The 24839-nt window shown below is 66.1% G+C and carries 23 protein-coding genes, 1 tRNA gene and 1 pseudogene; 12 read left to right on the forward strand and 13 right to left on the reverse strand.

Annotated elements, in window-relative coordinates; all coding sequences use genetic code 11:
• Positions 1-4: 4 nt before the first annotated feature.
• Positions 5-436, reverse strand: a complete 432-nt coding sequence (locus tag ACEQZD_RS15000) for an SRPBCC family protein (protein ID WP_067612041.1) — start codon at positions 434-436, stop codon at positions 5-7.
• A 164-nt stretch (positions 437-600) separates the two neighbouring features.
• Here ACEQZD_RS15000 and ACEQZD_RS15005 point away from each other — a divergent pair, with 164 nt between their 5' ends.
• Genes ACEQZD_RS15005 through ACEQZD_RS15015 form a run of 3 tightly spaced genes read left to right on the forward strand, consistent with a single transcriptional unit; the run spans position 601 to position 3710 of the window.
• Positions 601-1626 (forward strand): AraC family transcriptional regulator, encoded by a 1026-nt coding sequence (locus ACEQZD_RS15005; protein WP_335628471.1) that lies wholly within the window; start codon positions 601-603, stop codon positions 1624-1626.
• A 45-nt stretch (positions 1627-1671) separates the two neighbouring features.
• Positions 1672-2535 (forward strand): fructosamine kinase family protein, encoded by an 864-nt coding sequence (locus tag ACEQZD_RS15010; protein WP_335628470.1) that lies wholly within the window; start codon positions 1672-1674, stop codon positions 2533-2535.
• An 8-nt stretch (positions 2536-2543) separates the two neighbouring features.
• Positions 2544-3710 carry a 4-phosphoerythronate dehydrogenase gene (locus ACEQZD_RS15015; RefSeq protein WP_335628469.1) on the forward strand — a complete coding sequence of 389 codons (1167 nt, stop codon included), beginning with the start codon at positions 2544-2546 and terminating at the stop codon, positions 3708-3710.
• Here ACEQZD_RS15015 and ACEQZD_RS15020 read toward each other — a convergent pair.
• Positions 3709-3798, reverse strand: a pseudogene (locus ACEQZD_RS15020) (hypothetical protein); the annotation flags it as partial. The gene ACEQZD_RS15015 and the pseudogene ACEQZD_RS15020 overlap by 2 nt on opposite strands.
• Positions 3799-3854: 56 nt before the next feature.
• Here ACEQZD_RS15020 and ACEQZD_RS15025 point away from each other — a divergent pair.
• Positions 3855-4997: an ATP-NAD kinase family protein gene (locus ACEQZD_RS15025; RefSeq protein WP_335628468.1), complete on the forward strand. Its 1143-nt coding sequence runs from the start codon at positions 3855-3857 to the stop codon at positions 4995-4997.
• Positions 4998-5000: 3 nt separating this feature from the next.
• Here ACEQZD_RS15025 and htpX read toward each other — a convergent pair whose 3' ends face one another.
• The gene (htpX, locus tag ACEQZD_RS15030; RefSeq protein WP_142949353.1) at positions 5001-5897 is read right to left on the reverse strand and encodes a protease HtpX; all 897 of its coding nucleotides are present in this window, start codon (positions 5895-5897) and stop codon (positions 5001-5003) included.
• 120 nt (positions 5898-6017) lie between these two features.
• Between htpX and ACEQZD_RS15035 the strand changes: the two genes are divergently transcribed.
• Positions 6018-6941 (forward strand): class I SAM-dependent methyltransferase, encoded by a 924-nt coding sequence (locus ACEQZD_RS15035; RefSeq protein ID WP_370186383.1) that lies wholly within the window; start codon positions 6018-6020, stop codon positions 6939-6941.
• Here the strand turns inward: ACEQZD_RS15035 and ACEQZD_RS15040 are convergent.
• The 3 genes from ACEQZD_RS15040 to ACEQZD_RS15050 form a co-directional block, all read right to left on the reverse strand.
• Positions 6901-8859, reverse strand: a complete 1959-nt coding sequence (locus ACEQZD_RS15040) for an acyltransferase family protein (RefSeq protein WP_335628466.1) — start codon at positions 8857-8859, stop codon at positions 6901-6903. The genes ACEQZD_RS15035 and ACEQZD_RS15040 overlap by 41 nt on opposite strands.
• Before the next feature lie 63 nt (positions 8860-8922).
• Positions 8923-9357, reverse strand: a complete 435-nt coding sequence (locus tag ACEQZD_RS15045) for a hypothetical protein (protein ID WP_194856708.1) — start codon at positions 9355-9357, stop codon at positions 8923-8925.
• A gap of 4 nt (positions 9358-9361) precedes the next feature.
• Entirely contained in the window at positions 9362-10591 is a 1230-nt protein-coding gene (locus tag ACEQZD_RS15050) for a pyridoxal phosphate-dependent aminotransferase (RefSeq protein ID WP_194856707.1), read from the reverse strand.
• A 91-nt stretch (positions 10592-10682) separates the two neighbouring features.
• Between ACEQZD_RS15050 and ACEQZD_RS15055 the strand changes: the two genes are divergently transcribed.
• From ACEQZD_RS15055 to ACEQZD_RS15075, 5 genes are all read left to right on the forward strand, one after another.
• On the forward strand, positions 10683-11351 hold the full coding sequence (locus ACEQZD_RS15055; RefSeq protein WP_194856706.1) for a DNA-3-methyladenine glycosylase I: 669 nt from the start codon (positions 10683-10685) through the stop codon (positions 11349-11351).
• Between the two features lie 76 nt (positions 11352-11427).
• A complete protein-coding gene (locus ACEQZD_RS15060) occupies positions 11428-13347 on the forward strand; it encodes an FTR1 family protein (RefSeq protein WP_370186385.1) in 1920 nt (639 codons plus the stop codon).
• Between the two features lie 149 nt (positions 13348-13496).
• A complete protein-coding gene (gene djlA / locus ACEQZD_RS15065) occupies positions 13497-14324 on the forward strand; it encodes a co-chaperone DjlA (RefSeq protein ID WP_335628463.1) in 828 nt (275 codons plus the stop codon).
• Between the two features lie 111 nt (positions 14325-14435).
• The gene (locus ACEQZD_RS15070) at positions 14436-14675 is read left to right on the forward strand and encodes a YdcH family protein (RefSeq protein WP_142949346.1); all 240 of its coding nucleotides are present in this window, start codon (positions 14436-14438) and stop codon (positions 14673-14675) included.
• An 82-nt stretch (positions 14676-14757) separates the two neighbouring features.
• Positions 14758-15747: an LLM class flavin-dependent oxidoreductase gene (locus ACEQZD_RS15075; RefSeq protein ID WP_335628462.1), complete on the forward strand. Its 990-nt coding sequence runs from the start codon at positions 14758-14760 to the stop codon at positions 15745-15747.
• A 3-nt stretch (positions 15748-15750) separates the two neighbouring features.
• Here the strand turns inward: ACEQZD_RS15075 and ACEQZD_RS15080 are convergent, their stop codons facing one another.
• The 7 genes from ACEQZD_RS15080 to ACEQZD_RS15110 all read right to left on the reverse strand — a co-directional run bounded on the left by ACEQZD_RS15080 (position 15751) and on the right by ACEQZD_RS15110 (position 22981).
• Entirely contained in the window at positions 15751-17037 is a 1287-nt protein-coding gene (locus ACEQZD_RS15080; protein WP_335628461.1) for a DUF1835 domain-containing protein, read from the reverse strand.
• Between the two features lie 195 nt (positions 17038-17232).
• Positions 17233-17308: transfer RNA gene (locus tag ACEQZD_RS15085), tRNA-Thr, on the reverse strand.
• A 69-nt stretch (positions 17309-17377) separates the two neighbouring features.
• Positions 17378-18889, reverse strand: coding sequence for a 4-hydroxyphenylacetate 3-hydroxylase N-terminal domain-containing protein (locus ACEQZD_RS15090; protein WP_335628460.1), 1512 nt, complete (start codon positions 18887-18889; stop codon positions 17378-17380).
• A gap of 178 nt (positions 18890-19067) precedes the next feature.
• Complete coding sequence (gene msrB / locus ACEQZD_RS15095; RefSeq protein WP_370186388.1) at positions 19068-19496, reverse strand: peptide-methionine (R)-S-oxide reductase MsrB; 429 nt, start codon at positions 19494-19496, stop codon at positions 19068-19070.
• Between the two features lie 9 nt (positions 19497-19505).
• The gene (gene msrA / locus ACEQZD_RS15100; RefSeq protein ID WP_142949341.1) at positions 19506-20126 is read right to left on the reverse strand and encodes a peptide-methionine (S)-S-oxide reductase MsrA; all 621 of its coding nucleotides are present in this window, start codon (positions 20124-20126) and stop codon (positions 19506-19508) included.
• A gap of 63 nt (positions 20127-20189) precedes the next feature.
• Entirely contained in the window at positions 20190-20786 is a 597-nt protein-coding gene (locus tag ACEQZD_RS15105) for a hypothetical protein (protein ID WP_370186390.1), read from the reverse strand.
• Positions 20787-20950: 164 nt separating this feature from the next.
• The gene (locus ACEQZD_RS15110; protein WP_370186392.1) at positions 20951-22981 is read right to left on the reverse strand and encodes a neutral/alkaline non-lysosomal ceramidase N-terminal domain-containing protein; all 2031 of its coding nucleotides are present in this window, start codon (positions 22979-22981) and stop codon (positions 20951-20953) included.
• A gap of 249 nt (positions 22982-23230) precedes the next feature.
• On the opposite strand from ACEQZD_RS15110, the gene ACEQZD_RS15115 reads away from it, so the two are divergent.
• Positions 23231-24322, forward strand: coding sequence for an OmpA family protein (locus ACEQZD_RS15115; RefSeq protein ID WP_370186394.1), 1092 nt, complete (start codon positions 23231-23233; stop codon positions 24320-24322).
• Between the two features lie 11 nt (positions 24323-24333).
• On the forward strand, positions 24334-24839 hold a 506-nt coding region (locus ACEQZD_RS15120), incomplete at its 3' end, for a thrombospondin type 3 repeat-containing protein (protein ID WP_370186395.1).

The raw sequence follows: 24839 nt of genomic DNA on the forward strand, positions 1-24839 counted from the left end.
ATCCCTAGAACATGGCGGCGAATTCGCGGGCGAAGCGCTGATCGAAGCGATGGATCAAGCGGCCCGCGGGCAGCGTCAGCAGGGTCATCAGCCCTTCGGACCACTCCTCCTGATGGACCCGGCAGCCACCCTCACCATCGTCGATAAAGGTGAAACGGTGCGTGATGCTGGCCATGGGCAGCTCCAGCCCCCAGGCGATGGATTCGTTTTCGCGGTATTCCTGGATGCGCACCACCACCGGCGCCGGCGGCAGACGGGGCAGGTCGGCCACGAACAGCAGCGCGGCGCCTTCGCGCCACTCACCGCCGAACAGGCGCGCATGGCGAACCACGGAACACCAGTCCGCCCAGCCGTTCACCTGGCTGAACAGGGAAAAGGCCTGGCGCCGTGACGCCCGGGTCTCGGTGACTTCGTCGATGAAGTAACGTTTCAGCATGCGGTCCTCGTGACGGGCGTATTCGTGACGGGGGTAAGAGTACCCATCATGGGGCCGCGCCACCAGTTCCGGCGCGGGTTGAATCGGGCCATTCGCCTTTGGTCTGCTTGACCGCCGGCACGCCTCTGCCTAGCGTCGACAAAAAAATAACAAAAGGAACCCTCATGGTGGATCAACCGCTGCCGGCGGGCACGGCCCCCGGTTTGCTTGATATCGTCCTGCGTGGCCGCCCGGATCGGGCGACTCTGTTCCAGCAGGCCGGGTTGGACGCGGATACCGTCGCCGGCGGCGACGGCCACCTGACCTCCGCGCAACTGGACGCGCTACTCGGTACCGCCTTTACGCAAGCCGGGGACCCGTTGTTCGGGCTGCGCGTGGGGCGCGCCAACCACTACCGCGACCTGGGGCCGCTGGGCGCCTTGATGGCGGCCTCCGAGACCCTGGAGCAGGCCCTGCTGGTATTGCTGCGTTACCGGGAACTGATGCTGCCCTATCTGGCGCTGGCCCTGCATCGCGGGGAACACCAGTGCACCCTCACGGTGAGCGGCGGCGAAGCGCTCGCCGTTACCCACACCCGCGCCCATAACGATCTGCTGCTCGCCACCCTGGTGGCCCTGGGCCACTCGCTGCTGGGTGGGCGCATGCCGATTCAGCGGGTGGCGTTCCGCCATCCTTGCCCGCCCGATGAGGAGCTGGATGAGTACCGGTCGTTTTTCCGTTGCGCGCTGCAGTTCGACCAGCCGGCCAACGCCCTGGTGTTTTCCCCGGCGTTGCTGGGGCACAGCCTGCCCGCCGCCGATACCGCGCGGCGGCGGGACCTGGAACGGACCGCGGACGAAAAGCTACAGGCACTGCGGCGGGTCGGCGGCGTGACCGGCCAGGTGATCGAGCAGCTGCACGCCGGCCTCGGCGAGCGGCCGCTGACCGTGCATCTGGTCGCCGACCGGTTGCAGATGACCGCGCGCACCCTGCAGCGCCGGCTGCACCACGAAGGCGCGCAGTTCGCCCGCCTGCGCGACCAGGTGCGCATGGAGTACGCCTGCCGGCGGTTGCGCCGCGGTGACTGCGACATGCCGGAGCTGGCCCGCCGTCTGGGTTTTTCCGACATCGCCAATTTCTACCATGCGTTCCGGCGCTGGACCGGTTGCGCGCCCGGCGCCTACCGCAAAAATCAGGTGCGCCGCCGCTGAACCCTTACGGTTTTCGCGCCGCCCCGGCTCTCTTACCATAGCGCCATGATAACCAGTGAACGGATCCAGGCGGCCGTGGCGGCCCGCCACGGCCTGCCGGTACGGCATTGCCGGGTGGACGCCCTGGGCGGCGGCGACACCGGTGCCACCTTCCAAGTCGATTTGAACGGCCGACCGGCGTTTCTTAAATGGCTGCCCGACGGCGATGCCCTGGACGCGGAGGCGGACGGTCTGGCGGCGCTGGCCAAGGCGATCCGGGTGCCCGAGGTGCTGGATCACGGCGACCTGGCCGGAGGGCGGGCGTTATTGCTGGAGTGGCTGCCGTTGGCGGCACCCGGCGAGCCGTTCTGGCCCGCGCTCGGCCGTGCCCTGGCCGCCTTGCACGGCGTGGAGGGTGAACGCTTCGGCCATCACCGGGACAACTGGATCGGCGCCAACCCGCAATACAACAGGCCGGACACCGACTGGCCGCGCTTTTTCGTTGAACAACGGCTGCTGCCGCAACTGCGCTGGGCCCGTGACCGGGGCCTGGAGGCCGCGGTGGGCGAGCGGCTGGAGCGAGTCATGGCGCGGGTGCCGGCCTGGCTGGCGGGCCTGAGCGTTCGTCCGGCGCTGGTGCACGGCGATCTCTGGCGGGGCAATGTGGGCACCCTGGCGGGGGACCGCCCGGTGGTGTTCGATCCGGCGGTGTACTACGGCCACGCCGAGGTGGACCTGGCCATGCTGTCGTTGTTCGGCCGGGTACCGGAGGCGTTTTACCGGGCCTACGGGCAAAACCCCCGGGCGGCGGATTTTCAGCATCGCGTCCGGCTTTACAACCTGTATCATTTGCTCAACCACTTCAATCTGTTCGGCGGTGGCTATGCCGGCGCCGTAGCCGACAGCGCCACCGCCTTGCTGCGTGACTGAGATAGCCGATGCACATCGTCGCCGACGAAAACATGCCCGCCCTGGATGACTTTGAGCGCTTGGGGCGGGTGACCCGCGTGGACGGGCGAAGTCTGACGCGGGCCGACCTGCGCGACGCGGACATCCTGCTGGTGCGCTCGGTGACGCCGGTCACGGAAGCCTTGCTGGCCGATACACCGGTGCGGTTCGTGGGGTCCGCCACCATCGGCACCGACCATGTGGATCTGGACGCCCTGGACCGGCTGGGCATCGCCTTTGCCTGCGCGCCCGGCTGCAATGCCCGGGCGGTGGCGGAATACGTGCTGCAGGCGTTGCTGATGGCCAGCCAGCACCACGGGCGCCCGCTGCGGGGCAGCACCGTGGGCGTGATCGGTCTCGGCAATGTGGGCGGCCTGGTGGCGGCCTGGCTGCGCGCGCTGGATGTGAAGGTGCTGGGGTGCGACCCGCCGCTGGCGCGCGCCGGCCGGGTGACCTCGGTGTCGTTGGACGAGGCGCTGGCGGCGGACGCCGTCACCCTGCATGTGCCGCTGATCAAAGGCGGCGACGAGGCCACCCGGCATTTGCTGGACAAGACCCGGCTGCGGGCGCTCAACCACGAGCAAACGCTGATCAATACCTGCCGGGGCCCGGTGGTCGATAACCAGGCCCTGAGCCGGCGTCTGGCGCGCGGCGACGGGCCTTTGACCTTTCTCGATGTGTGGGAAGGGGAGCCACGGCTGAACCCGGCGTTGCTGGAGCAGGTGTTCAACGGCTCCCCCCATGTCGCCGGTTACAGCGTGGAGGGCAAGCGCCTGGGCAGCGCGATGCTCTACGAGGCCTGGTGTCGCTGGATGGGGGAACCGGCGCCGGCGGCGCCGGCCGTGGCGGAGCGGCGCACGCTGGCTCTGGATGTGGAGGACGAAAGCCAACTATTGGCGCTGCTGCGTTACGCCCACCGGCTGCCGGAAGACGACCAGCGGCTGCGGCGCAGCCTGCGTGAGAGCGACCCCGGCGCCGCCTTCGACCGGCTGCGCAAGCAATACCCGCCCCGCCACGAACTGCATCACTGGCGCCACCAGGGTAAGGTGGCGCCGTCGCTGCGGGCGCTGGTCAGCCTGCTTTTCGAGTCGAACGCTTCGGGTAGCGCCAGGCCTGTTCCAGCTCTTCACAGGCCCGCAGGATCATCGCCTCGGTGATGGGAATCTCGCGGCCCTGATCGTCGAGGACGGCGGCGCCGTGGAAGTCCGCGCCACGGGGCGTTTGTGAATAGGACAGGCAGCTCATGCTAAGGTCTCCGGCGTTGCGTCCCGGCCATTGTTATAAAGAGACATGATCGTTTTATGACAGACATCGAGAATCGCCTGGTCCTGGGCGTGCTGGTCAACCCGTTCGCCGGCGTCGGCGGCGCCGTGGGCCTCAAGGGCAGTGACGGCAGCGACACCCGCGAGGAAGCGCTGCGGCGCGGCGCCACGCCCATGGCGGTGGACCGCATGACCCGCGCCCTGGCCGGTCTGGCCGCGCGCATCGGTGGTCTGGAGGTGCTCACCTGGGGCGGCGCCATGGGCGAGGACAGTTGTCGGGCGGCCGGGCTGCCGGCGCGTTCGCTCGGCGAGCCGCCGTCGCCCAGCGAAGCCGATGACACCCGCCGCGCCGCGCGCGCTCTGGTCGATGCCGGCGCGCAGCTGCTGCTGTTCGCCGGCGGTGACGGCACCGCCCGGGATCTGGTCGATGCGCTCGGCGAGGATGACGTGCCGGTGCTGGGCGTGCCGGCGGGCTGCAAGATGCACTCCGCCGTCTATGCGATCAACCCGGAAGCCGCCGGCGAGTTGCTGGCGGAGCTGGTGGACGGCGGCCTGGTGGCGCTGCACGAGGCCGAGGTGCGCGACATCGACGAAGAGGCCTTCCGCGCCGGGCGCGTCCAGGCGCGCCACTACGGCGACCTGAACGTGCCCGCCGAGGCCCGCTACCTGCAGCAGGTGAAGTGCGGCGGCCGCGAGGTGGAGGACCTGGTGGTCACCGAGATCGCCGCCTGGGTGATCGACACCCTGGAGCCGGACACCTATTACCTGGTGGGCTCCGGGTCCACGGTGGCGGTGGTGATGGAACAGCTGGGTCTGCCCAACACTCTGTTGGGCGTGGACATTATCCGCAATGAGGAAGTGGTGGCCGCGGACGTGGGCGCCGACCGGATACTCGAGGTGATCGGCGACGCCCCGGCCCGGGCGTTACTGACCGTGATCGGCGGCCAGGGCCATCTGTTCGGGCGCGGCAACCAGCAGTTCAGCCCGGCGGTGATCCGGCGCCTGGGGAAGGGCCGCATCGATATTCTCGCCAGCCGCACCAAGCTGGGCACCCTGGAAGGGCGCCCGCTGGTGGTGGACACCGGCGACGCCGCGCTGGACCGGTCCTTATGTGGGCTCTGGCCGGTGATCAGCGGCTACGAAGACACTTTGCTCTATCGCGTCGCCACCGATGCGGGTTAGCGGCTACCCGTAGCGTTTTTCGGTGAGCGCCTGGATGCGGTCGTCCAGCGGCGGGTGCGAGCGGAACAGGGCGGCCAGGCCGTGGCGCACGCCGCTGTTGATACCGAAGGCGACCAACGAATCCGGCATCTGGTTGGGCACCTCGTACTCCGCTTTCAGGCGCTGCAGGGCGCTGACCATGTCACGACGGTCGGCCAGTTGCGCGCCGGCCACGTCGGCGCGGTATTCCCGGCGCCGCGAGAACCACATGACGATGGTGCTGGCGGCGATGCCGAAGATGATCTCGGCGATGAACACCACGATGTAGTAGCCGAAGCCCAGGCCGCCTTCGCCGTCGCGGCGCAGGAAGCTGTCCACCACCGAGCCGACCACGCGGGCGGCGAAGATCACGAAGGTGTTCACCACGCCCTGGATCAGGCTCAGGGTGACCATGTCGCCGTTGGCCACGTGGCCGATTTCATGGGCCAGCACGGCGCGCACTTCTTCCGGGCGGAAGCGTTGCAGCATGCCCTGGGAGACCGCCACCAGGGCGGCGTTCTTGTTCCAGCCGGTGGCGAAGGCGTTGGACTGCTGGGCGGGGAACACGCCCACTTCCGGCATGCCGATGCCGGCTTTCTCGGACAGCTCGCGGACCGTGTCCAGCAGCCATTTTTCGCCGCTGTTGGAGGGCTGCTTGATGATCTGCGCCCGGGTCGACCACTTGGCCATGGGCTTGGATATCAGCAGTGAAATGAACGAACCGGCGAAGCCGAACACGGCGCTGAAGATCAGCAGGTTGCCCAGATCCAGTCCGGTGCCGCTTTGCGCCAGATAGGAATTCACGCCCAGCAGGCTGAGCGTGATACTGGCCACCACGATGACCGCCAGGTTGGTAAGCAAGAACAGCGCGATGCGCATCATTGAGGTCGATCTCCAAAACCAAAAGGACGTTGTCAAACCGATCGTTAAATGGGGGCGGCGCGGTTGTCTTCAAGCGCCCCGGCGGCGATACTCGCCGGTTTCCATCGGTCCTTGATGCGCATGCCTTCCCCCGATTCGATAGACCTGCTCAGCCCCTTTCTGGTTCCCCCGAGCGACGCTCGCCACCGGCTTTTTCACGGCCGTGGCAAGACGCTGCCCGGCTGGGAAGGGCTCACCCTGGACCGGTTCCCGCCGGTGCTGGTGGCGACCCTGTTCGACGACTACCCTCCGGCCACGCTGGCGGCGCTGGAGCAGCGCCTCGGCGAGGCCCTGCCGGGGCTGGGTTGCGACACCCTGGTGTTCCAGCACCGCCACCGCCGGCCGGCGGTCACCGAGGTGCGGCGCGGTGCTCTGCCGGAGACCGCCTGGGCGGAGGAGGCCGGCCTGCGCTACCGGCTCGATTTCCAGCGCGGCCAGAACCTGGGGTTCTTCGCGGACATGGCGCCGGGGCGGGCCTGGCTGCGGGAGCGCGCCGAGGGCAAGCGGGTGCTCAACCTGTTCAGCTTTACCTGTGCGTTCTCCGTGGCGGCGCTGGCCGGCGGCGCCCACTCGGTGGTCAACATCGACCTGTCCCGGCCGGCGCTGGCGCTGGGCCGGGAAAACCAGAACGCCAACGGTTTCGCCGACGCCCGGGTGCATTATCTGCCGCATAACGTGTTTCGCAGTTGGAAGAAGCTGCACGCCCTGGGCCGTTACGATCTGATCGTGGCGGACCCGCCCAGCGCCCAGAAGGGCAGCTTTCTGGTGGAACGGGACTACCCCAAGGTGCTGGCCCGGCTGAGCAAGCTGCTGGCACCGGAGGCGGAACTGCTGCTGTGCCTGAACGCCCCCTGGCTGCCGGCGGACTGGTTGCGGGAGCAGGCGGCGGAGCGGCTGCCCGGCGCCACCTTCGAAGGCCGGCTGGCGGGCGCGGCCGGTTTCGACGAGGCCGCTGAACCGGCGCTCAAGGCGCTGGCGTACCGCTATCGGCGGCCGGCGCCTTAAGCGGTTCCAGGGGGTTGCCGAAGCGCGCCCGGAACGCCTGGCCGATTTCCTGGGCGCCGATGTAATTGAGATGGCTCTCGTCGCGGTAGAGCGGGATGCCGTCCAGCACCGTCTGGCAACGCTCTGCGTCGCACAGCACGCGGCTCGGGTCGATCCAGTTCACGCTTGGGAAGCGTGCCTGCACGTCGCGCTGGAAGCGGTTGAAGTCACGCCGCTGTTCGGCCGCGTCGGCGGCGTCGATGCTGCAGTCTTCCAGGCCCTTCAAGCGGCACTGCGCGTGCGCGTCGGAGGGCAGCTCCGGCACCCCTTCAAGCACCACCACCCGGTGGCCCTGGTCGAGTAGCCAGTCGATGGTGGCCACGAAGTAGTCGTGGAAGTCCGTCGACCGCAGGTAGGAGTTCCACCAGGCCGAGATAAACACCGTCATCGGCTCCTGCTTGAGGTACTCGGTGAGGGCCCGGTTGCGCACGATCTTCTCTTCGTCGCCGGGGAACGCCTGCTCCGTCAGCTCACCGGGAATAAACGGCGTGGAGGCCTGCGTGACCATCAACAGGGACAGGTCGGTGCTCTCCAGGAAGACTTCCATGAAGCCCATCAGCGCGATGGCGTGGGAATCGCCGATCAGCACGCTGTCCGGCCGCTCACCCTCGGCCAGCGGCTGGCCGAACAGGCAGGCTTCGTCGCGCACGAAATCCCGGGTGGGGCCTTTGAAGCACGGCTCGTGCACGTCGGCGCTGTCGTTCTGCACGATGATCTTGTAGAGGTCGCGGCGTTCCTCGGGGATGCGGAAGCTGAGGTCGTCGGCGATGCGGATGGTGGACTGGATCGCCCAGATGATCAGCAGCGGCACCAACACCAGAATCTTGAAGGCCCGCTTGAAGTTCCAGGGGCGGCGCCGCAGCGGGTTTTCCACCAGCTTGTAACCCAGCCACGACGCCAGCAGTACCGCCGCCAGCAGGCCCAGACGAATCGGCCAGGTCAGCTCGATCAGCTGGTAGTGCAACAGCGCCACCGGCGGCCAGTGCCACAGGTACAAGGAGTAGGAGAGCCCGCCCAGGAACACCATCACCGGCAGGCTGAGCAGGCGGGCGGTGACCGTGCCCGGCTGCACCAGCCCGGCCTGGATCACCATGGCCGTGCCCAGCGTCGGCCACAGGGCGTTGAAGCCGGGGAAGGGATCGTTGCTGGTGAGGAATACTGCGGTGGCGAGAATCATCGCCACGCCGGCCACCGCCAGCGCTTCCGCCTGCCTGGGCCCCAGCGCCGGCAGGCGGTGGCCGTACAGAGCCACGCCGGCCCCCAGCATGAATTCGAACAGCCGCGCCGGCGGCAGATAAAACGCCGCCTTGGGGTGGGTATGGGCGAGGTAGACGGAGAGCAGCAGGGCGGCGATCAACAGGGCCAGGAACACCAACGGCGAGCGGGTCAGCCGCCCGCTGCGCCAGGCCCACAATGTCGCCGCCGGCCACAGCAGGTAGAACTGCTCTTCCACCGCCAGCGACCAGGTGTGCAGCAGTGACAGGCTGCGGGTTTCCGGCGCGAAATACTGGCTCAGTTCAGTGAAATAGTAGAGGTTGCTGATCCCCATCAGCGACGCCAGCCAGCTCTTGGCGAAGATGTAATAATCGTCGCCGATATAGAACGGCGAAATAATCAAAAAGGTGACGGTGGAGACCAGCAGAAAGGCCGGCACCAGGCGGCGGATACGGCGCGCATAGAAGTCGCCGAAGCGGAAGCCGCCCTGGTCCATCTGACGGGTCAGCAAACCGGTGATCACGAAACCGGAGATCACGAAAAACACGTCGACGCCGATAAAGCCGCCGCTGATACCCGGAAACTCAAAGTGGTACACGATGACCAGTAGAACGGCGAGCGCCCTCAGACCCTCGATGTCCGGGCGGTATCGTAAAGCTGTCATTGTTTCCCCAAGTCCCGCTATAGCGCGGGTCCCATGAAAACCGTCCTTGGGTGAAGTGGACGTTCAGGCGGTGGCGCGGGCCAGGAAATGGCGCACCAGCGCTGAGATTCGCGTGGAATCCCGGGCGGCCAGGGCGGTACGGAACTGCTCCGCCAGGGTGGCGCGCTCCAGTTGTACGCTGACGGGCAGGTCCGGGTCCGCTTGCGGGTCCGGATCGCCGGTGGCGGTGAGCAGGGTGAAGGCGCGGTTGCTGAGCACCGCCTGTTCAATGCCCTCTTGGTAGAGGGTGCTCTGGTAACGCAGGTAACCCTCTTCAGCCAGCCACAGCATTGCCCCCAGACAGGCCATGTGCCTCTTGCCGTGCAGCCCCGCCTCGTCCAGTTGGTCAGGGCCGCTGATGTCTTCCACATAGACGGCCTGGGGGCGCGGAAAGTTCATATACAGCTGCAACAGTATGCGCGCCACGTCCTGGCTGAAGTCGTCGATGTGCAGATGCATGGGATTACTTCTTTCTGATCCGGTCCAGATAGTTGGCGATGCGGCCGATGGAATCCTCCAGATCGTCCATGCGCGGCAGGAACACCACCCGGAAATGGTCCGGGTCGGGCCAGTTGAACGCGGTGCCCTGGACGATCAGCACTTTTTCCTGGCGCAGCAGGTCCAGCGCGAAGGCTTCGTCGTCCTGGAACGGAAACACCTTGGGATCCAGACGCGGAAACAGGTAGAGCGCGGACTTGGGTTTGACGCAGCTGACACCGGGGATCGAGCTGAGCATGTCCCAGGCCTTGTCGCGCTGGCGGCCCAGGCGTCCGGTGGGCAGCACCAGATCGCCGATGCTCTGGTAACCGCCCAGCGCGGTCTGGATCGCATGCTGGCTGGGCACGTTGGCGCACAGCCGCATGCTGGCCAGCATGTCCAGGCCTTCGATGTAATTCTCGGCGCGGTACTTGGCGCCGGAGATCACCATCCAGCCGGCGCGGAAGCCGGCGGCGCGATAGTTCTTGGACAGCCCGTTGAAGGTGATGAACAGCAGGTCGTCGGCCATCGACGCGATCGAGTGGTGCTCCTCGCCGTCATAGAGAATCTTGTCGTAGATCTCGTCGGCGAACACGATCAGGTCGTGCTCGCGGGCGATCTCCAGCATTTCCTGCAGCAGCGCCTTGTCGTAGTTGGCGCCGGTGGGGTTGTTGGGGTTGATGATCACCATCGCGCGGGTGCGGTCGGTGATTTTGGAACGCAGATCGTCCAGCGCCGGTTGCCAGTCCTGCTTTTCATCGCACAGGTAATGCACCGGATTGCCGCCGGACAAACGCACGGCGGCGGTCCACAGCGGGTAGTCCGGCGCCGGCAGCAGCACCTCGTCGCCATAGTTGAGCAACGCCTGCATCGCCATCACGATCAGTTCCGAGACGCCGTTGCCGATGATGATGTCGTCGACCGTGACGTTTTCGATGCCCTTGGTCTGGGTATACTGCATCACCGCCTTGCGGGCCGGGAACAGGCCCTTGGAATGGCAATAGCCGGTGGAATCCGGCAGGTTGTGAATCACGTCCTGCAGCAGCTCTTCGGGCGCTTCGAAGCCGAACGGCGCCGGGTTGCCGATGTTGAGCTTGATCACCCGGTGGCCTTCGTCCTCCAGGCGGTGCGCTTCACGCAGCACCGGGCCACGGATGTCGTAGCAGACGCCTTTGAGTTTGTCGGATTTGTTGATCGTGGTTTGATGACCGCTCATGAATACTGCCCGTCCTGATCCGGCGTTAGGCTAAAGACCGGATTCTACAATGGCGGGAAAACACTGTATACGAAGCAGCCGGGAGCATTTGATGATCGAGTTCAAGGACCTGCTGGCCCTGGCGGTGAACCGCAAGGGCGGCCTCAAGCCGGTGGAAGCGCAACTGCCGGCGGTGAAGAGCGCCGCCCAGCTGCGCCGCCCGGACGACGCCTTTTATTTTTCGGCGCTCACGCGGCGCGTGTTCCGGGCCGGGCTCAAGCACTCTCTGGTGGACGCCAAATGGCCGGCGTTCGAAGAGGCGTTCTTCGGTTTCGATCCGGACAAGCTGGTGCTGATGCCGGACAGCATGCTCGAGGAGCGCATGCAGGACACCCGGCTGATCCGCCATTGGGGCAAGATCAAGGCGATCCGCCATAATGCCCAGCTGGTGCTCGACCTGCGCCGCGAATACGGCAGCATGGGCCGTTGGCTGGCGGACTGGCCGGCGGAGGACACCGTCGGTATGTGGATCCTGCTGAAAAAGCGCGGCAAGCAGCTCGGCGGCAATTCCGGCGCCGCCTTCCTGCGCATGGTGGGGCGCGACACCTGGTACCCCACCGACGATGTGATCAGCGTGCTCCGCGCCCACCGCATCATCGACAAAAACCTGTCGAGCCAGCGCGATCAGCGCGCGGCGCAGGCGGCGTTCAACCAGTGGCAGAGCGAATCCGGCCGTCCGCAGGCCCACATCAGCAAGGTACTGGCGCTCACGGTTGGGTAAAACCCTTTGACACAGCGGGTCTGGGAAGGGAGCATAAATAAGAATTATTCACTTTTAGACGCTGGAATCCGGATCCATGGTTCTCATCGAGCGGCGCCCCCTGGGCGTTTTTTTGTTGCTGTGCTTTTTCATGCTGACCGCCACCGCCCGGGCGGCGGACCAGACCGCCCTGGTACAGCTGGTGGAGTACGTCGGCGCGGACTACGTTAACGCGGTGCAGGACGGCGAGATCGTCAGCGAGGCGGAATACGCCGAAATGGACGAGTTCACCCGCCTGTTGAGCGAGGGCATCGCCACCCTGGACGACGTGGAAGGCAAGCAGCGGCTGGCCGACCAGGCGCAACAGCTGGAAGCCGCCGTCGACGACAAAGCGCCGGAGGCGCGCATTCAGGAACTGGCGCAGAAAATCCGCGGCACCCTGGTGACGGTGTACGGCCTGCCGGTGATTCCCAAAACCGCGCCGGATATGGAGAAGGCCGCGCAGCTGTACCAGACCCACTGCGCCGCCTGCCACGGTGACGAAGGGCGTGGCGACGGGCCCGCCGGCGCGGCGCTGGAGCCGGCGCCCACCGATTTCCATGAGCGCGCCCGCTACATGGGCCGCTCCATGCTGGGGCTCTACACCACCATCACCGGCGGTGTGGACGGCACCGGCATGGCCGCCTACGACGACCAGCTCAGCGAGGCGGAGCGCTGGGCGCTGGCGTTCTACGTGGGCGGCAAGGCGGTGTCCGACCAGGAGGCCGACGCCGGCGAGCAGGCCCTGCGCGGCACGCCGGGCCTGAAAGCGGATATGACCCTGGACACGGTGATCGGCAAGGCTCCCGCGGACGTGCGCGACGAGATCGGTAAGCCGGCGGTCCAGGCCATGGGCTATCTGCGCCGTAATCCGGAAGCGCTGTTCAGCCAGAACCGCTTTATCGAAATCAGTGACGCCAAGCTGGGCGAGGCGGCCGGCCTGTACGCCGACGGCGACCGGGCGGCGGCCCGCGCCGCGGCGCTGTCGGCCTATCTGGACGGCTTCGAGATGATCGAGCAGCAGCTTGCGGCGGTGGACGGCGACCTGATGCGCGCCACCGAGCGCCGTTTCATGGCGGTGCGCCAGGCGATCGAACAGGGTGAAGAGCCCGCCGCGGTGGACGCCAGAGTGGCCGAGGCCCGCGACAGCCTGGCCGCCGCCGAGGACGCGCTCGGCGGCGACGGCCTGAGCGCCGCCGCCACCTTCTCGGCGAGTTTCTTCATCCTGTTCCGTGAGGGTCTGGAGGCGCTGCTGATCGTCGCCGCCTTGCTCACCTTCACCCGTAAAGCGGGCGCCCGCTCGGCCAGCCGTCATATCCACTTCGGCTGGGTGGCGGCGCTGATCGCCGGCGTGGCCACCTGGTTCGCCGCCTCCACGGTGATCAGCTTCAGCGGTGCCTCGCGGGAGCTGACCGAGGGCGTGGCCGGCCTGGCGGCGGCGGTGATCCTGTTCTACGTGGGCTTCTGGATGCACAGCAACAGCAACAGCCAGAAGTGGATGGGCTACATCAAGAGCAAGGTGGATAACGCCCTCGGCGCCGGTACCGTCTGGACCCTGACCCTGGTGGCGTTCATTTCCGTGTACCGGGAGATGTTCGAAACCATCCTGTTCTATCAGGCGCTCTGGACCCAGGTCACCGAAGCCACCCAGCCGTACCTGCTGTACGGGTTGCTGGCGGCCCTGGCGGCGTTGGCGGTGGTCTGCGTGCTGATCTTCCGCCTCGGTATGCGCCTGCCGCTGGGCCTGTTCTTCAAGGCCACCAGCCTGGTGCTGCTGGTGCTGTCGGTGATCCTGCTCGGCAAGGGCATCGCCGCCCTGCAGGAAGCCGGCCTCATCAATGCCACCTACATCGGCCTGCCGACGCTGGAGTGGATTGGTTTCTTCCCCACCCTGCAGGGCGCGCTCGCCCAGGCCGCCGCCGTCGTCCTGGCGGTGCTGGCCTGGTGGCGCGGTAACCGCGCCACTAAAGCAGGTTGAGAGCGCGCGGTTCGCGCGCCACCAAGTAGGTCCTTCCCGCACACCGTTCCACCCGGGCCGCTCAGGCCCGGGTTTGCGTTTGTGCGCGAACCTCCCGGATACTCCGTGGTCTTTCCCTACCTGTAGATGACGATAGAGAGTTCTGATTAATGCGAAGTTGGGGTGGCAAACTCATTGTCGGCCTGTTGGGCATGTTGATCGGCGGGCCCATCGGCCTGGCGATCGGCGTGCTGATCGGCCACTTCCTGGACCGTGGCGTGGAGCGGGTACAGTCCTTCAACCCGTTCCGGCCCTACCGGCCCGGCGAACGGGAGGAGGTCCAGGAGGCCCTGTTCTCGGCGGTGTTTTCGATCATGGGCCATCTGGCCAAGGCGGACGGCCGGGTCAGCGAGCAGGAGATCGGCCAGGCCGAAGCGATCATGAGCCGCATGCAGCTCAACGACGAGCAGCGCCGCCGGGCCCAGGAGGCCTTCCGCCAGGGCAAGGACGATGATTTCCCCCTCGACCGGACCGTGGCCGAATTCCGCCAGCGCATCCGCCGGCGCCGCCATCTGGTGGTGGTGTTCCTTGAGCTGCTGCTGCAAACCGCCTTGGCGGACGGCGAGCTGCACGCCGAGGAGGAGCGCATCCTGTTCCGTGTCGCCGCCGGGCTGGGCGTGCCGGAAAGCCAGTTCCGGCAGATTCTCAACATGGTGCTGGCCCAGGCGCGCTTCGGCGGCGCCGGTGCGGCCGGCGCGGGTGGCGCGGCCGGCCCGTCACGGCCGTCGCTGGGCGAGGCGTATCAGGTGCTGGGGGTGAAGGAGGACGCTTCCGATCAGGAGGTCAAAAAGGCCTACCGGCGGCTGATGAGCGAGCATCACCCGGACAAACTGGCGGCCCGTGGCGTGCCGGAAGAGATGATTCGCGTGTCCACCGAGAAGACCGCCGAGATCAGCAAAGCCTACGATATGATCAAGGAAGCCCGGGGAATGCGTTGAGTCGCCACCGGGAGGATGACAAGTACCCGGCGGCGGTAGTAGCTTGAAGAGGATTACCCGCCCGAGCACCGCCCCGGTGCCCGGGCCCCTTCAGCGGAGGACCTGTCAGCTATGCTCGGTGAACCCCATAGTATCCACCACGAATTCCCCCAGCACCGCGAACGCATTGACGCCCTGGCCAAGGAACACCCGGAGTTCCGCGCCAAGGTGGAGGAGCACGACCGGTTGGACAAAACCATTCGTGGGCTGGAGATGCGCGAGAACCCGATCGCGGACCGCGATATGGAGACCATGAAAGTGGAGCGTATGCACCTCAAGGACGAAATTTATCGTCGCTTGAACGGGGGTTAGCCGACGCCACCTTTAAAAACGCGGTCACAGGCCCAACCGTAAGAAGACGCGTAAACGGACGCGCTTTGGCTCGGGAGGCCTGATGACTGCCTATTCCATTCTTGATCTGAGTCCCATCCTGCGTGGCGGCGACGCCGCCCAGGCCCTGGGCAATTCCCTTGATCTGGCGCGCCACGCCGAACAGTGGGGCTACACCCGCTACTGGGTGGCCGAGCACCACAACATGCCCGGCGTGGCGAGCGCCGCCACCAGCGTGGTGATCGGCCATATCGCCGCCGGCACCCAGCGTATCCGGGTCGGCTCCGGCGGCGTGATGCTGCCCAACCACGCGCCCCTGGTGATCGCCGAACAGTTCGGCACCCTGGCGGCCCTGCACCCGGGACGCATCGACCTGGGCCTGGGCCGGGCGCCGGGCACCGACATGGAAACCGCGCGGGCGCTGCGCCGCGACCTCAACAGCAACGCCATGGAGTTCCCGCGCGACGTGGAGGAGCTGCAGGCTTACCTGGGTGATCCGACCCCGGATCAGCGCGTGCGGGCGGTGCCCGGCGCCGGCAGCAAGGTGCCCATCTGGCTGCTCGGCTCCAGCCTGTTCAGCGCCCGGCTGGCGGCCCAGAAGGGCCTGCCGTTCGCGTTCGCCTCGCATTTCGCCCCGGAGGCCCTGCTCGATGCGTTGCAGGTCTACCGCGACAACTTTCAGCCATCGGCGCAGCTGGAGCGGCCCTACGCCATGGCGGGGGTGAGCGTGTTCGCCGCCGACAGCGACGAGGAGGGCGCCTTCCTGGCCACCTCCATGCAGCAGCAGTTCGTCAATCTGCGGCGCGGGCGGCCCGGACCGCTGCCGCCGCCGGTGGAGAGCATGGACGGCATCTGGTCGCCGCTGGAAGCGGAGGGGGTGCGCCAGGCGATGAAATACGCCATGGTCGGATCAGCGGAAACGGTCCGTGACGGGCTGCGTGCCTTCCGTGACCTAACCGGGGTGGATGAGCTGATGATCACCGGCGGGATTTTCGACCACGACAAGCGGCTGCAATCGTTCCGCATGGCCGCCGATATCTGCCGCGATCTCTAATCCCTAGGCCACGTTGGCCGGCCGTTTTTGCGGCCGGCCGGTGCCCTTGTTCAGACACCAGCTGTCGCGGTCGCCGTCGATGGCGATGCCGCCCACCCAGCGCCGTTTGGGGTGGGTGTCGAGCCAGTTGTTGTGGCCGCTGAGCACCGCGTGGCCGTGGGAGGTGATGTGCAGCGACCGGTCCTGCCACGGGGTGTCCTCGCCGTGGTCGCTGGCCAGCAGCGGGCGTTCGCCGCCCATCAGCGGCTGCATCATCCACCAGAACATGGTGTCGCCCAGATAGGGCAGCGGCTCGCGCTCGCGCATCAGATCCCGGAACACCTCGCCGACGGTAATCGGGCCGCGCTCGGCCACCAGCTGCACCGCCAGTTGCTCGCTCAGGCCCAGGCCAGTGTCTTCATCCGGTAACTCCAGCAGGTGCCGGCGCAGGGCGCGGCCCAGCATCGGCAACTCCGGGGTCAGGGTCCGTGACAGGTCGTCCAGCCGTTGCGGCGTATCGGCGGTCACCGCCCGCCAGGCGCGGCGCCCCAGGGTGATAAGCGCATCGTCCACCGGGCGGCGCTGCTGCCAGAGCCAGCCGAGCACCTCCGGCGCCAGTTGCCCCAGGCCGATAAACCGTTGCACGCCGGGAACGCCGTCCGTGGCCACCAGTTCCAGCCGGGTGGGGCGGCGCTGGTGGGCCAGATGATTGAGGATGTAGGCCAGAATCAGCTGGTCGTAGCTGTCGTGTTCGAACCACAGCACCACCCGCTCGCTGTCCATGGCCTGGTCCAGGCCGTCGTACTCATGCTGCTGCCGCCGGCGGGTTTCGTTTTCGTCGCCACCGAAGGCGTCGCAAAGAAAGCGGGTGCGCTCGTCCATGAAGGCCTGCCGTTCCAGGCTGTGCAGCGGGCCGATGCAGAAGGGGTCGCTGAAGGTGTGAAAGTGGCCGTGCAAACCGGTGGCGGGCAGGGTGTCGCGCAGATCCGACCCGCAGCGGATGTGCACCGTGTCCAGGTCGTCGTCCAGTGTCCCGTTGGCCCGCTCGGCGGCGGTGTCCAGGGCGGCCACGTGCCGCTGGAAATGATCCCAGCCCTGGAACCCCATTTCCCGCGACACGGTGTGCAGGGCATCGCGCAGCCCGGGCTTTTCGCTCACCGGGGTGAGGCGGTGTACGGCGATGCGAGCCAGGCAGCGACGGTCGCCGGACAGGGCCGCGTCCAGTAACCGTTCGGCATCCTCACGGGGGTCGTCGAGACGGAAGCGTCCGTGCTGTTTCGGAGTACTGCTGCCGGCGGGCATCGATGTCATAAACGGGGCCTTCTCCACAGCGCGGTGTGTGAGTCAAAAAATGGACTTACACAGTTGGCGAAGCGGGCCTTTGAGTCAATGCAAAGAGAGGCTTCAATGGCTTGAAAAGCCTAAGCTTTATAAAGGTTTTACCGGGGATACAAAGGAAGGCAAGAAATTGTCGTGACCTTCACGCCCGTTTCGACGGGAGAGGAATGGTGCCGGAAAGAGGAATCGAACCTCCGACCTACTGATTACGAATCAGTTGCTCTACCGACTGAGCTATTCCGGCACGGCCCGCCCGGGGGCGAGCGGGCGCTAGTTTAGCAGGAACCCCACGGCTGGCAAGACCGCCGACGGCTTACGCCTGTTTGATGCCGGCCAGCTTGCGGGCGTGCCATTTCTTGGACTCCACGTCCATGCCGCGCAGGATCTGAATACGCTGGGCCTGGGGGCTGCCGGCGCCGTGCATGGACTCGGTCAGGTAGCCCACCGCGTTGCGGCCCAGGGTCATGTTTTCGATCAGGCGCAGGATGCGCATGCGGTCCTCGGTGGGGATGTCGTCGCGGCCCTTCAGGAAGCGGCGGATGATGGCGCCGGCTTCTTCGTTGTCCAGATCCTTTTCGCTGGGCATGGTGGCGACGATGCCGCCGGCCAGGTCCTGGGCGAGGCGGGCGATCTCATAGGGGAAGCGGGTGACGTTGTGCTTGCACACATTGGAGAGCATGGCGTCGTTCATGTAGATGCCGCTGGCCAGGGGTTTGGCTTCGTGGGAGCTGGCGATGCCGGACGAGAAAATGGTCTCGTTGAGGTGCACCATCTCCACCAGCTTGTCCTTGATGTGGCTGACCTTGTCGACGCCGTTGTAGTCGGCGATGGTGGCGGCGGCGCCGGTCATCACATCGCCGAGGCCGGTTTTGCACACATAGCTGGCGCGGTGGTAGGCGGTGAAGCGCGCCACCATGTCCTGGGCGAATTCGTATTCGCCGTCCATGAGCACGTGCTCGTGGGGGATGAAGACGTCGTCGAAATAGACCCACACTTCCTGGCCGCCGAACTCGGCGTTGCCCTGGTCGATGCTGCCGCCTTCCATGGAGCGGGTGTCGCTGCTCTGGCGACCGTAGATGTAGGTGATGCCCTCGGCGTCGCCGGGAATCATGCCCACCACGGCGTAGTCCTTGTCGTGCTCGCTCAGGTTCATGGTCGGCATCACGCAGATCCAGTGCTGGTTCCAGCCGCCGGTCATGTGCGCTTTGACGCCGCGCACGAAGATGCCGTCGTCGTTGCGTCCGGACACGTGCAGGAACATGTCCTGGTCGCTCTGCTCGAACGGCCGCTTGCTGCGGTCGCCCTTGGGGTCGGTCATGCCGGCGGCGATCAACACGTTATGGCGCTGCGCTTCCTTGAGGAAAGCCAGATAGCGCTGGTGGTAGCCGGTGCCGTGCTTTTCGTCGATGTCCCAGGTGATCGAGTGCAGCACGCTGAGTGTGTCCAGGCCGGTACAGCGCTGGAAGCAGGTGCCGGTGAGCTGGCCCAGGCGCCGCTGCATGCGGTTTTTCATCACCAGGTCCTGGGGTGACTCCGGCATGTGCAGAAAGCGGTTCACCGGGGCGTCGATCAGCGGCGAATGGGCGGTGGCCAGTTCCGGGTCGTCGATGGCCAGGTCGTAGGTGGCGCGCAAAGCGTTGATGCTGGGGCGGATCATCGGGTGGTCGGCGGGTTCGTCGATCAGTTCGCCGAACAGAAACAGACGGGTGCCGCGGCCTTTAAGGCTGCTGATGTAGTCGTCACCGGTGCGGATCACCGGCATCCGTGACCAGCGTTCACTGGCGCTGTCGTGGCGGCGTGATGCCAGAGGGGAAACGGCGTTCATAGGGCACTCCTTGCGGGCTGAGCCGGCTGGCCGAGGTGCGTGTTATTGGACGTTTTCCCCAATAGTAGACACTGTGTCTCGGCTGGCAATGCGGGAGTGGCGGCTTGTTACCCAGGGTCAAGCGGTGGGTTGCTCCCGGGTCGGGCGGGGCCGGCCCGGGGCGACCGGCAGGGGCGTGCTAGTGGGGCTGTGGCTCGAACACCAGGGACGCGGAGTTGAGGCAGTAACGCTGGCCGGTGGGCGGCGGTCCGTCGGGAAACACATGGCCGAGGTGGCCGTCGCAGCGCGCGCAGCGGATCTCCACGCGCACCATGCCGTGGCTGGTGTCCTCCAGCTCGCGCACGTGGTCCGCGTCCACCGGCTCGAAGAAGCTGGGCCAGCCGGTGCCGGACTCGAACTTGCTGTCGGCGTGGAACAGCGGCAGGTGACACAGCTTGCAGGCGTAGGTACCGCTTTCCTTATTGTCCAGCAAACCGCCGCAGAACGGCGGCTCGGTGCCCTGATTCAGTAGGATGCGGCGCTCCTCGGCGGTGAGGCCGGCGGCGCGCTGCTGCTTTTCGGCGTCGGTGAGCGGCGTCAGATCGAAGCCGCTGGCGGAAACAGTCATGGCTACCTCTCAGGTTTTAAGCATTTCCGGGAAGGCGGCGTGCAGCTTTTCCAGTTTCGGCTTCGCCACATGGGTGATGTACGGCTGGTTGGGATTGCGGCGGGCGAAATCCTGGTGGTAGTCCTCCGCCGGATGGAACGGGTGGCCCGGCTCCAGGGTGGTGACGATGGGCGCGGTGAAGGCGCCGGCGTTATTCAACTGCTGGATGTAGTCCTCGGCGACTTTCCGCTGCGCCTCGTCCACCGGAAAGATGGCGGAACGGTACTGCGGCCCGCGGTCGTTGCCCTGGCGGTCTTTCTGGGTGGGGTCGTGGGCCACCGCGAAAAACAGTTTAAGCAGGGCGCCGAAACTGATCCGCCGCGGGTCGTAGCGCACTTCCACCACTTCCGCGTGGCCGGTGCGGCCGCTGCAGACCGCTTCGTAATTGGCGCTGGCCGCGTCGCCGCCGGCGTAGCCGGACACCACCGACTGCACGCCGTCGAGAGGTTGATAGACCGCTTCCACGCACCAGAAGCAGCCGCCGGCGAGCACAGCGCGGCCGGCATCCTGATCGGTGGGAACGTCTTCCACCGGATCGGGGAACCGGTCCGGGTGTATCGCCAGGGATGTGCCGGGGATCACTGCTTTCATACAACCTCCGTAAAACCGTACCGTGAAGACAGTGGGGGCGGGGCCGGCGACTCTCAACCCGGGTCAGGGCAGCAGGCGCGCCTGCCGCAGGGTGTCGCGCAGGGCCAGGCACTGGCTTTTGGCGATGGCGCTCTGATCATTGGCTTCGTGGGTGCGGGCCATGCCGTGCCACAGGTTGGTGCCGGCGCCGTCGAGCAGGTCGGCGGGGAACATCTGCTCCACATCCGCCGGCGGCGCGTCCTTGATGCGCTCGCCGTCCAGGCCCACGCGCCAGGTGGGGCGCACTTCGTTGTCCTGGTTGATCGGGTTGAGCTCCTGGCGGTCGCGCATGTGCGGCGCCGACATCAGCAGGCGGGTCAGATCGACCAGCAGAATGCGGTCCACCGGGTGGTCGCCGGCCCATTCGACCAGCGCCTTGCGGCCCCGCTCGTACCACAGCGGTACCTCCTGGTGGCTGAGCAGCACGGTCAGGCCGGCGCGCTCGAAGATCGGCCGGCAGGTCAGTTCCCAGGTCTCGCGGGTGTCGCCTTCCGGGCTTTGCGCCACCAGCAGCAGGGTTTCCGCCGGCGGCGGCGGGGTGTCGGTGACCGTGCGCGTGGTCACTTCCGTGGTGCTGGCGCACCCGCTCAAAAACAGAACCGCCAGTAACAGGGCCCTCATGGCACTCTCCACAACACTACTTCCGGATGAACAAGCACCCAGTGTAGCAGGGGCCGACCACGGAGAAACCCGATAACGACGCGGTTTTACGTCATTCTGTGACGCCGCTCAGGGACGCCCGGTCAGGGACGCCCGGTTAGGGACGCCCGGTTAGGGACGCCCGGTCAGGGGAACGCCGGCGAGATAAGCGCGGGCGCGTTCGCGCCGGCCCTCACCTCCAACTGAAAACGGCCCTCGTCGGCAACCGGGGGGTGATACCAGCGCACTTCGTAGAGGCCCTGTCCCTCGACGTCGTCGTCGATCAGCCGCAGGCGCATGTCGCCGCTTTCATCGTCCACCAGCGTGCCCCGGTTGTCGCTGCGCAGAATCCGCAGCAGCGGTTGGTGCAGGCGCAGGTCACCGGGCGGTTCGCCGACAAAACGCCAGGACCAGTAGGGGCCGCTGTCCTCTTCGCCACGGTGGAAGGTGGCCGGCCGGCGCCAGCTCCGCGACCAGGTGCGGTCCGGGTCGCCGTCCGGCCAGTAGTGATGGCTGAGCAGCTCGAAACGGCTTTCCCTGGGATAGTCGTCGACGCCACCGGTGCGCATCAGGTCCTCGCTCAGCCGCGCGCTTTGCGCGGCGAGAAAGTCCAGCGTATGCGGGCCGTAAAGGGTGTGGCCGCCCTCGTAGTACTGGGCGCCGTACTCGGCCTCGCTCACCGCGTAGCCGAAAAAGCCGTTGGCCAGGCTGGAGATCTCCACCCGCCAGTCGGTACCGGCGGGCAGGGTGTCGAGGACCTCGCCGCGGATGCGGTTGCCGCTTTCCAGGGTGATTTCCCAGGGCAGGGGGACCAGCACCAGATCGTTGACGCGCAGTACCTGAAGCAGGGCGCGGTGCGGGAAGGTGTCCGCGGACATCAATAATTGCAGCTTGGACAGTGCCCACTGCTTTTCCGCCTGGCAGCCGTCGGTGAATACCGTGCGCGGCCAGCCTTCCTGCAGAAACGGCAGATAGGAAATCGGAAAGACTTCATCGCCGTTGGCGGCGCCCATGGTGGCGGCGCCCACCACCGCGCGCTGGCACAGCCCGTGGCGCTGCTCTTCGGGCAGCGCCAGCACGTCGATCAGCCGGCTGGCGGCGGTGGTGCGCAGGCGCGGCGCCAGATCCGGCTCCAGATCATTGAACAGGGCGCCGGCCTGATCGCCCAGGGCCTTGCCGATACGCCGCGCTTCAAGATCGCCCCGGTGATCCGGGTGCCAGGCCGGGTTGTTGTCGGCGTGGGTGGCTTGAAAGGCGCCGTGCACGAAGGGCCAGGGGAGATCCTGGCCAGAATGCTCACCCAAACCCTGGCTGAGCCAGTGCCAGACATCCGCGTGATAGGGGCGCGTGAAGGCGGGGATGGCGGTGCCATGGATGGAAAACAGGGTCAGCGCCCCGGCGGGGTAATAGCGGCCGTCATCGGCGCGCAGGTCGATCCGCAACATGGTCATGCGCGGATTCACCGCGCGAAGGGCGTCGTCCTCACCCATTTTATCCGGGTCCAGATTGTGATTGCGCGCCCAGGCTTGCACCGAGCGGTTACGGGTCAGGCCCCACACCTCCCGTTGACCGGTAGCGACGCGCGCCGGTCGCCGGTCGCGGTAGGCGCGGATCACCGCTTCACTGATGCGCTCGCTCAAGAACCGGAACAGCGCCGGATCGAAGCCGGCGGCGTTGGCGCCGAAGGTGTTGTAGAAATCGCTGCCCAGGTACTGCCCCGGGCCGGAGTGGGTGTGGGTGACCAGCAGGCTCAGCCCCCTGGCCGGCACGTCGGTGGCGGCGGCGATGCGTTCCGCCACGGCGTAGTGCAACGGCAGGGAACCGGCGCCCAGATCAAGCTGCACCAGCGCCATGGGCGTCTGGCCGGGGCCATGCAGATAAAACGCGCGCGCCTTCAAGCGGGTACGGAAACCGTCGGCGTTTTTCGCCCAGGCGGAATAGCCGAATTTGGGCAGGCCGATGGCCGGTGTGATGTCCACTTCCGCGACGCCGGCCAGGGGCTGGCCGCTTCCGGAAGGGGGTAACGGCTCCGGCACCTGAAAGCGGAGCGTTTCCCTCGGGTAGGTCAGAAAGGGCCAGGCGGTATGCAGAAGGGCGGCGGCCAGCACCCCGAACAACACCAGGAAAACCATCGCGAGCCGCCGGCGACCGGATCGCCGGGGTTTGGATAACTGCATGTGAAGCCTCTTTTTTATTTTTGCACGAACGTACTTGTGGGGTGCATGTACGGCAAGGCTGATCGGGCCAAACCGGTGGTCGGATACATAACGGATACAAAATGATACGGCTTGTACAATTTGTGCAAAAGCATGGATAAGTTCACAACACTATTCCAACCGGACGTCACCGGAATTCTGTTTTTTTTACCTCCCCAGGATATTCCAATGATTGCACTGTAATCCGTTGATACCCGAGGGGGGTAGAACATGAAAAATCTCTTTAGATTGTCGACTCTGGCGCTCGCCGCCGGGCTGGCTTATCAGCCGGCTCTGGCGGAAGACCGTTACGAGGAGACGCTGAACACTCGCCAGTACCTGGGTGGCTTCGCCTCCTACGTGGATGTGGATGAAGATCGGCAGTTCGACGACGAAGGTCTGGGCTACAGCGTCTTCTACGGTCGCCAGCTTTCCGACCGCGTCTGGTGGGAAACCGAAGGCGGTTTCTACAAGATGGATCCGAACCGGGCCGACTTCCAGGATTTCTATCAGTACCACCTGACCACCGGTCTCGCCTACGCCTTTGGTGATCGCACCGGCTTCACGCCCTATGTGATCGCCGCCGTGGGCGCCATCGACCAGGAAGTGCTGCCCGACGAAGACCAGGACACCAACCTGACCGTTAACGCCGGTATCGGCGCGGTGACCGGCCCGATCTTCAACAACGGCCTGAAGCTGCGCGGCGACGCCCGCTACGTTTACGACGACTTCGACGGTTCCGGCCCGGCCCGTGGCGACGGTGCGTTCGGCGACGTTCGCGTGTCCCTCGGTGTCGAGATCCCGCTCGGTTACACCAAGGTCGTGACCAAAGAGAAGACAGTAATCAAAACCCGCGAAGTGGTCGCCAAGCCCCAGCCGGTGATGGATTCCGACGGTGACGGCGTGCCGGACAACCGTGATCAGTGCCCGAACACGCTGGAAGGCGGGCGCGTGGATGCCAACGGCTGTCTGATCGTCAACCAGACCGTGACCCTGACCAACATCAACTTCGAGTTCGACTCCGCGAAGCTGACCCGTTCTTCAGAGTCTTCCCTGGACCGCATCGCCGACTCCCTGAAATCGCAGACCGACTTCCGTGTGGAAGTAGCCGGTCACACCGACAGCGTGGGCGCCGCGGAATATAACGAGCAGCTGTCCCAGGAACGCGCCGAGTCCGTTCGCCAGTACCTGCTCAACCGTGGTGTGGATCCGTCCCGCGTAACCGCCCGGGGCTACGGCGAGCTGAATCCGGTTGCCAGCAACGAAAGCGAATCCGGCCGCGCCATGAACCGCCGCGTTGAATTCCGCGTTACCGAGAAGTGAGGAACACGATCATGTTTCGAATTAAAAGTGTACTAATGCTGGTCCTGCTCGCCGCTCTCGGCGTGGGGATCTACGGCTGCGAAGCCAACGACAGTGATGACACCGTTATCACTACGCCCAACAACCCCAACCCGAACAATCCTGACGATCAGGACAATGACGGGATTCCGGATGACATGGACAACTGTCCGGCCTTCGCTAACAACGATCAGCGCGATCAGGACAACGACGGTATCGGCGACGCCTGCGACGACGATGTCGACGGTGATGGCGTGCCCAATGATCCGGACAACTGCCCCTGGGTGGCCAACCCGGATCAGACCGACACCGACATGGACGGTATCGGCGACGCCTGTGACGAAAACACCGACACCGATGGTGACGGCATCGACGACGGCGACGACAACTGCCCGCTGGTGGTGAACCACAGCCAGGCGGATTCCGACATGGACGGCATCGGCGACGCCTGTGACGACGACCGCGACGGTGACGGCGTTCCCAACGACAACGACAACTG

Origin of the sequence: Alloalcanivorax sp., assembly GCF_964221125.1 — a bacterium.
Lineage (GTDB): Bacteria > Pseudomonadota > Gammaproteobacteria > Pseudomonadales > Alcanivoracaceae > Alloalcanivorax > Alloalcanivorax venustensis.

What these genes read in the sequence shown, in the direction of transcription:
- ACEQZD_RS15000 (WP_067612041.1), bottom strand. Translation starts at nt 436, where the DNA reads ATGCTGAAACGTTACTTCATCGACGAAGTCACCGAGACCCGGGCGTCA.
- ACEQZD_RS15005 (WP_335628471.1), top strand. Translation starts at nt 601, where the DNA reads ATGGTGGATCAACCGCTGCCGGCGGGCACGGCCCCCGGTTTGCTTGAT.
- ACEQZD_RS15010 (WP_335628470.1), top strand. Translation starts at nt 1,672, where the DNA reads ATGATAACCAGTGAACGGATCCAGGCGGCCGTGGCGGCCCGCCACGGC.
- ACEQZD_RS15015 (WP_335628469.1), top strand. Translation starts at nt 2,544, where the DNA reads ATGCACATCGTCGCCGACGAAAACATGCCCGCCCTGGATGACTTTGAG.
- ACEQZD_RS15025 (WP_335628468.1), top strand. Translation starts at nt 3,855, where the DNA reads ATGACAGACATCGAGAATCGCCTGGTCCTGGGCGTGCTGGTCAACCCG.
- htpX (WP_142949353.1), bottom strand. Translation starts at nt 5,897, where the DNA reads ATGATGCGCATCGCGCTGTTCTTGCTTACCAACCTGGCGGTCATCGTG.
- ACEQZD_RS15035 (WP_370186383.1), top strand. Translation starts at nt 6,018, where the DNA reads ATGCCTTCCCCCGATTCGATAGACCTGCTCAGCCCCTTTCTGGTTCCC.
- ACEQZD_RS15040 (WP_335628466.1), bottom strand. Translation starts at nt 8,859, where the DNA reads ATGACAGCTTTACGATACCGCCCGGACATCGAGGGTCTGAGGGCGCTC.
- ACEQZD_RS15045 (WP_194856708.1), bottom strand. Translation starts at nt 9,357, where the DNA reads ATGCATCTGCACATCGACGACTTCAGCCAGGACGTGGCGCGCATACTG.
- ACEQZD_RS15050 (WP_194856707.1), bottom strand. Translation starts at nt 10,591, where the DNA reads ATGAGCGGTCATCAAACCACGATCAACAAATCCGACAAACTCAAAGGC.
- ACEQZD_RS15055 (WP_194856706.1), top strand. Translation starts at nt 10,683, where the DNA reads ATGATCGAGTTCAAGGACCTGCTGGCCCTGGCGGTGAACCGCAAGGGC.
- ACEQZD_RS15060 (WP_370186385.1), top strand. Translation starts at nt 11,428, where the DNA reads ATGGTTCTCATCGAGCGGCGCCCCCTGGGCGTTTTTTTGTTGCTGTGC.
- djlA (WP_335628463.1), top strand. Translation starts at nt 13,497, where the DNA reads ATGCGAAGTTGGGGTGGCAAACTCATTGTCGGCCTGTTGGGCATGTTG.
- ACEQZD_RS15070 (WP_142949346.1), top strand. Translation starts at nt 14,436, where the DNA reads ATGCTCGGTGAACCCCATAGTATCCACCACGAATTCCCCCAGCACCGC.
- ACEQZD_RS15075 (WP_335628462.1), top strand. Translation starts at nt 14,758, where the DNA reads ATGACTGCCTATTCCATTCTTGATCTGAGTCCCATCCTGCGTGGCGGC.
- ACEQZD_RS15080 (WP_335628461.1), bottom strand. Translation starts at nt 17,037, where the DNA reads ATGACATCGATGCCCGCCGGCAGCAGTACTCCGAAACAGCACGGACGC.
- ACEQZD_RS15090 (WP_335628460.1), bottom strand. Translation starts at nt 18,889, where the DNA reads ATGAACGCCGTTTCCCCTCTGGCATCACGCCGCCACGACAGCGCCAGT.
- msrB (WP_370186388.1), bottom strand. Translation starts at nt 19,496, where the DNA reads ATGACTGTTTCCGCCAGCGGCTTCGATCTGACGCCGCTCACCGACGCC.
- msrA (WP_142949341.1), bottom strand. Translation starts at nt 20,126, where the DNA reads ATGAAAGCAGTGATCCCCGGCACATCCCTGGCGATACACCCGGACCGG.
- ACEQZD_RS15105 (WP_370186390.1), bottom strand. Translation starts at nt 20,786, where the DNA reads ATGAGGGCCCTGTTACTGGCGGTTCTGTTTTTGAGCGGGTGCGCCAGC.
- ACEQZD_RS15110 (WP_370186392.1), bottom strand. Translation starts at nt 22,981, where the DNA reads ATGCAGTTATCCAAACCCCGGCGATCCGGTCGCCGGCGGCTCGCGATG.
- ACEQZD_RS15115 (WP_370186394.1), top strand. Translation starts at nt 23,231, where the DNA reads ATGAAAAATCTCTTTAGATTGTCGACTCTGGCGCTCGCCGCCGGGCTG.